We start from the raw sequence: 7,703 nt of genomic DNA, 5'->3' as shown, positions 1-7,703 counted from the left end.
CAAAATCTCGCCTTTGTTAAGCTATTGGAAACCGAGAGGAGGCCTCCTGAAGACGCGACTACTCGCGTTGGCGGGATATAAGGCAAGGCACGGACATGTGGGACAGGCGGCTCAGTTTACTGGCTGTTGCAGCGGTGCTGCTGGCGTTTAGCAGCGTGGACGAGGCGCATGCGCAGTTCACGAGCGGTACTGGCCTCGCATTTCTCGACAACCTGTTTACAGGGGCACTTTCGAAAGCTGGTCCGCCGGCGTCCCCGCCGGGCGGTCCGACACAGATGCAATCGCCGCCTGCGGCGAATGCGCCGCTTCCCTGGAGCGGGGAGGACGGTGCTTCCGGGCACCCGTTAATGACCGCATCGGCGATCCGTGAAGCGGCGGCGAATTTCGATAGATGCGTCGCCTCAATGTGGCCCGATGCGGCGCGCCGCAACATCTCACTGGCGAGCTTCCAGCGCTTTACCGCAGGTCTCGCGCCCGATCTGCGGATCATGGATCTGATGGATTCGCAGCCCGAATTCACTAAATCGATCTGGGACTATCTCGACATTCTCGTGAATGAAAACCGGCTCGCCAGGGGGCGCGAGATACTCGCCCAATACAAGCCGCAGTTCGATGCGGCGGAACGCGCTTTTGGCGTCGATCGTTACATCGTCGCGGCGATTTGGGGCATCGAATCAAACTATTCCACGCAAGTCGGCGATCGCAGCGTTTTGCAATCCACCGCGACTTTGGCTTGCATCGGCCGTCGGCAGAATTATTTCAAGGACGAGTTCCTCTCGGCGCTGGAAATCCTGCATCACGGCGATTTGCGTCCCGAGCAAATGCGCGGCTCCTGGGCCGGCGCATTCGGTCCGACCCAATTCATGCCGACAGCGTTCAAGCGTTACGCAGTCGATGCCGATGGCGATGGCCGCCGCGATGTGGTCGACGACCCTGCCGACCTGATCGCCTCAACCGCCAACAACTTGAAGAAAGACGGCTGGCGCGCAGGCGAGACCTGGGGTTACGAAGTCGTCCTGCCTCCAACTTTCAACTACATGCTGGCGGATCGTGCGAAGGCCATGACCATCGCGCAGTGGGAGCAGCTTGGCCTCGTTCGCGCCAGCAAGCAGCCATTTCCGAACCCCTCCGAAAAGGCCTATCTGCTGGCGCCCGCCGGCGTCCAAGGACCGGCTTTTCTGATGCTGCAGAATTTTCGCGTGATCATGAAATACAATCCGGCGGAAGCCTACGCGCTCGCCATCGGACATTTCGCCGACCGTCTCCGAGGAGGAGCCCCGTTCGTGCAGTCCTGGCCCCGGCAGGAGCGTGAATTGTCGCGCGCCGAGCGGCTGGAACTGCAGCAGCTTCTGGCACAGCGCGGGTTTTATCGCGGCGTTCCGGACGGCCAGTTTGGTGGCCTGACGCGGGAAGCCTTGCGGAGCTTCCAGGCCTCGATCGGGACCCCCGCAGACGGATTTGCGTCCTCTCGCGTGCTGGACCGGCTTCGGGGCCAGTAAGTCAGGTCATCCAAGCCCGTTAACGCTGATAGGGATATTTTCGGCCCGGCCTTGACCACGAACGGCCCTCGCCCGTTTATGCCTAGGGAATCTGCCCGCTTGCAGCCCGATTCCGCTAGTATAGTGGCCCAGCGACCCCCATTTACGACCGATGCGCATGCAAAAGCCGAAATCCTTTTTCCGGATTTTCACCGAGACCGGCCCGCTGATCGCGCTTGCGGTTATGGTGGCGCTGTTGGTCGGCATCGCCGGGCCAGCATCGGCGCAGTTCTTCAATTTCGGTGGGTGGTCACGGCCACAGCCGCGCAGTAGCGGCGGCTGGTTTGGCGGCGATCTGTTCGCGCCGTTTCAGCAACCGCCGCAGGCACCGAAACGGGTCGAGAATTATTCCAAGGCGCCGCCGCCTGAGAAGCGCGACACGGTGCCGGAACGCAACGTACTGGTGCTCGGCGATGCGATGGCAGACTGGCTCGCTTACGGCCTTGAGGATGCCTATGCCGAGCAGCCCGAGATCGGCGTCATTCGCAAACACAAGACGGTTTCCGGCCTGATCAAGTATCAGCCCAAGGGCGAGCCGTCAGATTGGGCCGCTGCAGCAAAGGGCATTCTGGCGACCGAGAAGCCGGACGCCATCGTGGTCATGCTCGGGCTTGACGACCGCGGGCCTATCCGCGAGCCGGCCGGAGAGAAGGCGGAGAAAAAAGCAGACAAGAAAGACGCCCACGGCAAATCGGATGGCAAGACCGCTGACAAGTCCACGAGCAAGCCGGATGCGGCAAACGACGTCCCCAGCAAACCGGATGATAAGGCGGTAGATACCGAATTGTCTCCGGACGATGCCGACGATGCGCCGGTGATCGCGCCGGAAAAGAGCGCGCGCTCTCCTAACGGTGTCTATCAGTTTCGCGATGAGCGCTGGGTCGAACTCTACAGCAAGAAAATCGAAGAGATGATTGCCGTACTGAAGTCAAAGGGAGTGCCGGTGCTCTGGGTCGGACTGCCGGCGGTACGCGGCCCGAAGGCAACCGCGGACATGCTGTTCCTGGATTCGCTTTATCGCGACGCCGCCGGCAAGGCGGGCATCACCTATGTGGACGTCTGGGACGGGTTTGTCGATGAAGCCGGGCGCTTCCTGCAGCAGGGGCCTGATTTCGAAGGTCAGATCCGACGACTTCGCTCCTATGACGGCGTGTATTTCACCAAGGCCGGCGCACGCAAGCTCGCCCACTATGTCGAACGCGAGATCACCAGGGTGCTGGGCGCGCGATCCGCGCCAATTGCGCTGCCAAACGAACCCGCGACGCCGGACGCGAATGCAGCGCCAGGACAGCCGGCACCGCGACCTCTCGCCGGCCCGGTGCTGCCGCTGGTGGCATCGTCAGTCGGCACCGATCAGTTGCTTGGCGGCCCCGGCTCGCGCCCGGCCGCTGTGGACGCCTTGGCCGCGCGAACTTTGGTGAAGGGCGAACCGCTGGCTCCGCCGGCTGGCCGCGCCGACGATTTTGCCTGGCCTCGGCGCGAGATCGGACGCGAACAGGCCAAGGGCGAAGCGCCTATTGCTTCAGTTTCACCGGAGAAAGCGACTGCCGCACCTGGGTCCCCCGCATCGACGCCAAAGACAAAGAAGCAGTCTGCCCAATCGGGCCCGCCTTCATTCAGGGAACTGAACGGCGGTGGCAACGGATCACGCAAGCCGCCTTCATCATCCTCGCGCATGGCGCCAAACGTTCCGCGACCCCCAGCAGATGTCGGACGGTCGGCTTGGGTACCGGGCTTTTTCCGCTGACCGAATTCGGCCTTCAGAGAATCAACCCGCCATCGACTACCAGCGTTTGACCAACAATGTAGGCAGCAAGCGGCGACGCCAAAAATAACGCCGCTCCCGCCATGTCGGCCGGCGTTCCCAACCGCTTCAGTGGAATCCGCTCGATGGCCGCTTCGAGCCGTTTCGGATTGGCCGTTGTCACCTTGGTCATCTTCGTGTCGACAAGGCCGGGCGCAATACCGTTGACGCGGATGCCATCTTCCGCCCAGGCTTCGCCGAGAGTTCGGGTCAGCCCAACCGCGCCGGCCTTGGAAGCGTTGTAGGCGGGGTTGCCTTTGGTCGAATGGAAAGCGGCGGTCGAACTGACAATAATCAGCGATCCCTTGGATGCACCGAGCATGTCGTGGAATTTGCCGGCGCAGGCCATCACGCTCATGAGGTTGACTTCCAGCACTTTGCGGAATCCAGCCATCTCGAATTCGCCGCGCCGATAGATCACGGCGCCCTGCGCCAGCACCAACACGTCCAATCGATCGAATCCCGGTTTGACATCCGCGACGGCTTTCGCGTCGCTCACATCAAGCTGCGTGTAGCCCAGCCCTTGAAGTTGCGATCCGTCGGCGACCGAATAATCGTCAGCCGAAGGGCGCGTGCCGCAGACAACCACGCGCGCACCTTTGGCGCGAAACGCTTGCGCGATGCCGTTGCCGATGCCGCTGGAGCCGCCGACCACGAGAACCTGCTTGCCCGTGAAATCCAGTTCGTTCATCGTCGCCTCGAATTTGGAGTAGGCGGAAGCATAACAGGAAGATCTGAGAGAAGAACCGCATGTCGGATTTCAACCAGCTCAGCCGCTCGATCAGGGGATTGACGGCTCTCGTTACTGGCGCGGGCAGCGGCATGGGCTGCGCGACCGCAAGGGTGTTCGCCGCAGAGGGCGCCAACGTCGCAGTCACCGATGCCGACGCCAACGCCGCAGAAGCCGTGGCAGCTGAAATCGTCGCCGGAGGTCAATGTGCAAAGGCCTGGAAGCTCGACGTCACGAGCCGAGATGAGATCAAGAGCGGCGTCAATGCGGTCGCAGCACATTTTGGCGGACTGGATATTGTCGTCAACAATGCCGGGATCTCCGTACGCATTGCCATTGAGGATCAAGCCTATGATGAAGCCTGGGCAAAGGCAATTTCGGTACTGCTGACAGCGCACCAACGAGTGATCAGCGCCGCGCTGCCTCATTTGCGAAAGTCAAAGTCTCCGCGCATCGTCAACATCGCTTCCACCGAGGCGCTCGGTGCTACCGCGTTGCACAGCCCCTATTCGGCGGCAAAGGCGGGAGTGGTTGGGCTGACGCGCTCGCTTGCGGTCGAGCTCGGTCGAGACGCAATCACCGTCAACTGCATTTGCCCTGGACCGATCACCACCGCAATGACGGCGCGGATCAGTGACGAGCACAAGGCGATCTATGCGAAGCGCCGAACCGCACTCGGCCGCTACGGCTCTCCCGAGGAAGTCGCCCACATGACGCTAAGCCTGTGCCTGCCCGCGGCTTCGTTCCTGACCGGTGCAATCATTCCAGTCGATGGCGGACTGATGGCCCGGAACGCCTAGTAGCGCGTGCAGCGGAACTGCCCAAAGACCGTGCGCGAACATTACAGGCGCGTTGACATCGCGGTTTCGGGGAGTAATTTTTTCCGACAAGAGCGGGCCAACCGCTTGCCGCGATCAGGAGAAACGCCATGACGATCACCATTCGACAACTTCACCCGCATTTCGTCGGTGAAGTTTCAGGGGTCGATCTGCGCAAGCCGCTGACGCCGCAAGAGGCCCGCGATATCGAAGCAGGTATGGACAAATATGCGGTGCTGCTGTTCAGAGATCAGGACATAACCGACGAGCAGCAGATGGCGTTTGCGCTGAATTTCGGCCAGCGCGAGAACCCGCGTGGCGGCAACATCACGAAAAAGGAGGATTACCGGCTCACCTCCGGCCTGAATGACGTGTCAAACCTCGGCAAGGATGGCAAGCCGCTACCCCGCGATCACCGCAATCATCTATTCAACCTCGGCAATTGCCTGTGGCATTCCGACAGTTCATTCCGTCCCATTCCTGCGAAGTTTTCGCTGCTCTCGGCACGCATCGTCAACCCGAAGGGCGGCAACACCGAATTCGCCGACATGCGCGCCCCCTATGATGCGCTCGATGACGAGACCAAGGCCGAGATTGAGGAACTGATCTGTGAACATTCGCTGATGTATTCGCGGGGCTCGCTCGGTTTCCTGGATTATACCGATGAAGAAAAGCAGATGTTCAAGCCGGTGCTGCAGCGCCTGGTTCGCACTCATCCCGTGCACGGCCGCAAATCGCTGTATTTGTCGTCGCATGCGGGGGCGATCCTCGGAATGAGCATGCCTGAGGCGAGGCTGTTGCTGCGAGACCTCACCGAACATGCGACAAAACCGGAGTTCGTCTACGTCCACAAGTGGACGGTGCACGATCTCGTAATGTGGGACAATCGCCAGACCATGCACCGCGTTCGCCGCTACGACCAGTCGCAGCCCCGCGATATGCGCCGCGCCACAGTGGCCGGAACCGAGCCTACGGTCGCGCAACAGGCCGCAGAATAAAAAGCGCCCTTACGTCTGAGCGAAGCGCCGCGCCAGCTTTTCTTTTGACGCGTCTTGTTCACGCGAACCGGCGTCCACTTCGCTCGAAAATGCTCCTAGGCGTGCCCGGCTTCGTTCGACAGCATGCCGGGATCGATGCCAATCTTGCGCAAAGCCCGCTGATATTTTTCCTCGACGTCGACGCCGAAGATCAACTCCGGGTCGGCGTCGCAGTGCAGCCAGCCATTATCCTGGATTTCGGTCTCCAACTGCCCCGGTGCCCAGCCGGCATAGCCGAGCGCGAGGATGGCATGCTTCGGGCCGGCACCCCTGGCGATCGCCTTGAGAATATCAACCGTGGCGGTGAGGCAAATGCCCTCGTCGATGCGCAAAGTCGCATCCTTGATAAAGAAATCGCTTGAATGGAGCACGAATCCGCGGCCGGTCTCGACCGGGCCGCCTTTCAGCACCTTCATGCTTTCGGCGTTTTCCGGGAGCTTGATCTGGTCGGCTTCTTTGATGATATCGAGTTGCACCAGCAATTCGGGAAAATCGATACTGCCCGCCGGGCGGTTGACGATGATGCCCATGGCGCCTTCAGAAGAATGGGCGCAGACATAGATCACCGAACGCTCGAAGCGTGGGTCTCCCATCACCGGCATCGCGATCAGCAGTTGGCCATCGAGATAGCCGGTATCGATCGAGCCGTCGCCGACGTCCGCGGCTTCGCTGCGAACGTTCCTTGGTTTTTTACCTACGGGGCCCATCCGCGCAGAACTCTCATGTTACTGCCCAATCCTGATATTGGGTGCCAGTTCTGTCAATCAAGCTTGCTTTGCAATTGTAAGTACATCACAAGCAATTCAATGGTTTACGATACCGCTTGCCTGTAAACACGCTTGATGACCGTCTTAGTTCCCATGCGCGCGGCGCTTGGCTTCGCAGCCACCATATTTGCGTCATTCCTGAGCATCGGGGCCCGCGCCGGGGACGCCTCTCCATGGCAGCGGGATACACATTCTGCGGTCCAGTTGCTCGCTGGCTCGCGCAGCGGCGCGGTGCTGCTCGGCGGCATCGCGTTTCAGCTTCAGCCGGGCTGGAAGACCTACTGGCGTTCGCCCGGCGATTCCGGCGTGCCGCCGCGCTTCGATTTTTCGAAGTCTGAAAATATCGATGCCGTGACGGTTCTGTGGCCGGCGCCGATGAAGTTCGATGATGGCGCTGGCGGCCATTCGTTGGGCTACCGTGATCAGTTCGTGTTGCCGTTGCGGATCGTTGCAAAAAACGCCGAGAAGCCGGTGACACTGCGGGCATATATCAGCTACGCGGTATGCGAAAAGCTCTGCATTCCCGTCGAGGCAACTGCGGAGCTGCCATTCACTAGCGTGGCAAGTACCGAAGACAGCATGCTGTTTGCGGCGCTCGATACCGTGCCCAAGCCCGCCAACGTCGGCGATCCCAATCCGCTGACCATCCGCGATGTCAAACGGGACGGAAAATCCACGGTGCTGGTCGATGTCGTCAGCCCCGATGGCAAGGACGTGAGCTTGTTTGTGGAAGGGCCTACGCCGGATTGGGGCCTGCCGATTCCGGAACCGCTCAACGAAAGCCCGCCCGGGGTGAAGCGGTTTGCTTTCGAGCTGGAGGGGGTGCCTCCTGGCACGGACCCGGAAGGTGCGGCGCTCAAATTGACGCTGGTGGGCGCCGAGCGCTCCTACGAATTCAACATCAATCTGTATTAGAGCGTTTTCGAGCGAGTGGACGCCGGTTCGCGTGAAGAAAACAGAACCGATCACGCTCGTGCGGGCAGCACCGGCCAAGCCGAACCCGGAGCTG

Annotated in this window: 7 protein-coding genes; 5 read left to right on the top strand and 2 right to left on the bottom strand. The window is 60.9% G+C overall.

The window, feature by feature from the left end:
• Positions 1–95 precede the first annotated feature (95 nt).
• Together VJV58_RS20110 and VJV58_RS20105 are read left to right on the top strand one after the other, a co-directional pair.
• Positions 96–1,499: a lytic murein transglycosylase gene (locus VJV58_RS20110; protein ID WP_324139124.1), complete on the top strand. Its 1,404-nt coding sequence runs from the start codon at positions 96–98 to the stop codon at positions 1,497–1,499.
• Between the two features lie 157 nt (positions 1,500–1,656).
• Positions 1,657–3,285, top strand: coding sequence for a DUF459 domain-containing protein (locus VJV58_RS20105; RefSeq protein WP_324139125.1), 1,629 nt, complete (start codon positions 1,657–1,659; stop codon positions 3,283–3,285).
• A gap of 13 nt (positions 3,286–3,298) precedes the next feature.
• On the opposite strand, the gene VJV58_RS20100 is transcribed toward VJV58_RS20105, so the two are convergent.
• Positions 3,299–4,033, bottom strand: a complete 735-nt coding sequence (locus tag VJV58_RS20100) for an SDR family oxidoreductase (RefSeq protein WP_324139123.1) — start codon at positions 4,031–4,033, stop codon at positions 3,299–3,301.
• A gap of 59 nt (positions 4,034–4,092) precedes the next feature.
• Here VJV58_RS20100 and VJV58_RS20095 point away from each other — a divergent pair, with 59 nt between their 5' ends.
• Both VJV58_RS20095 and VJV58_RS20090 read left to right on the top strand, forming a co-directional pair.
• Positions 4,093–4,872: an SDR family oxidoreductase gene (locus VJV58_RS20095; protein WP_324139122.1), complete on the top strand. Its 780-nt coding sequence runs from the start codon at positions 4,093–4,095 to the stop codon at positions 4,870–4,872.
• 128 nt (positions 4,873–5,000) lie between these two features.
• Positions 5,001–5,888 (top strand): TauD/TfdA family dioxygenase, encoded by an 888-nt coding sequence (locus tag VJV58_RS20090; RefSeq protein WP_324139121.1) that lies wholly within the window; start codon positions 5,001–5,003, stop codon positions 5,886–5,888.
• A gap of 95 nt (positions 5,889–5,983) precedes the next feature.
• Here the strand turns inward: VJV58_RS20090 and VJV58_RS20085 are convergent, their stop codons facing one another.
• Positions 5,984–6,634 carry a YqgE/AlgH family protein gene (locus VJV58_RS20085; RefSeq protein WP_324139120.1) on the bottom strand — a complete coding sequence of 217 codons (651 nt, stop codon included), beginning with the start codon at positions 6,632–6,634 and terminating at the stop codon, positions 5,984–5,986.
• A 135-nt stretch (positions 6,635–6,769) separates the two neighbouring features.
• On the opposite strand from VJV58_RS20085, the gene VJV58_RS20080 reads away from it, so the two are divergent.
• Complete coding sequence (locus tag VJV58_RS20080) at positions 6,770–7,609, top strand: protein-disulfide reductase DsbD domain-containing protein (RefSeq protein ID WP_324139119.1); 840 nt, start codon at positions 6,770–6,772, stop codon at positions 7,607–7,609.
• Positions 7,610–7,703 lie beyond the last annotated feature (94 nt).

The sequence above is a fragment of the Bradyrhizobium sp. genome, from assembly GCF_035273305.1.
GTDB lineage: Bacteria > Pseudomonadota > Alphaproteobacteria > Rhizobiales > Xanthobacteraceae > Bradyrhizobium.
Note: the sequence above shows the minus strand (reverse complement) of the source record. Positions and strands in the feature narration are given on the sequence as shown.

Coding starts and splice junctions, on each gene's coding strand:
- VJV58_RS20110 (WP_324139124.1), top strand. CDS start 96: ATGTGGGACAGGCGGCTCAGTTTACTGGCTGTTGCAGCGGTGCTGCTG.
- VJV58_RS20090 (WP_324139121.1), top strand. CDS start 5,001: ATGACGATCACCATTCGACAACTTCACCCGCATTTCGTCGGTGAAGTT.
- VJV58_RS20105 (WP_324139125.1), top strand. CDS start 1,657: ATGCAAAAGCCGAAATCCTTTTTCCGGATTTTCACCGAGACCGGCCCG.
- VJV58_RS20080 (WP_324139119.1), top strand. CDS start 6,770: ATGACCGTCTTAGTTCCCATGCGCGCGGCGCTTGGCTTCGCAGCCACC.
- VJV58_RS20095 (WP_324139122.1), top strand. CDS start 4,093: ATGTCGGATTTCAACCAGCTCAGCCGCTCGATCAGGGGATTGACGGCT.
- VJV58_RS20085 (WP_324139120.1), bottom strand. CDS start 6,634: ATGGGCCCCGTAGGTAAAAAACCAAGGAACGTTCGCAGCGAAGCCGCG.
- VJV58_RS20100 (WP_324139123.1), bottom strand. CDS start 4,033: ATGAACGAACTGGATTTCACGGGCAAGCAGGTTCTCGTGGTCGGCGGC.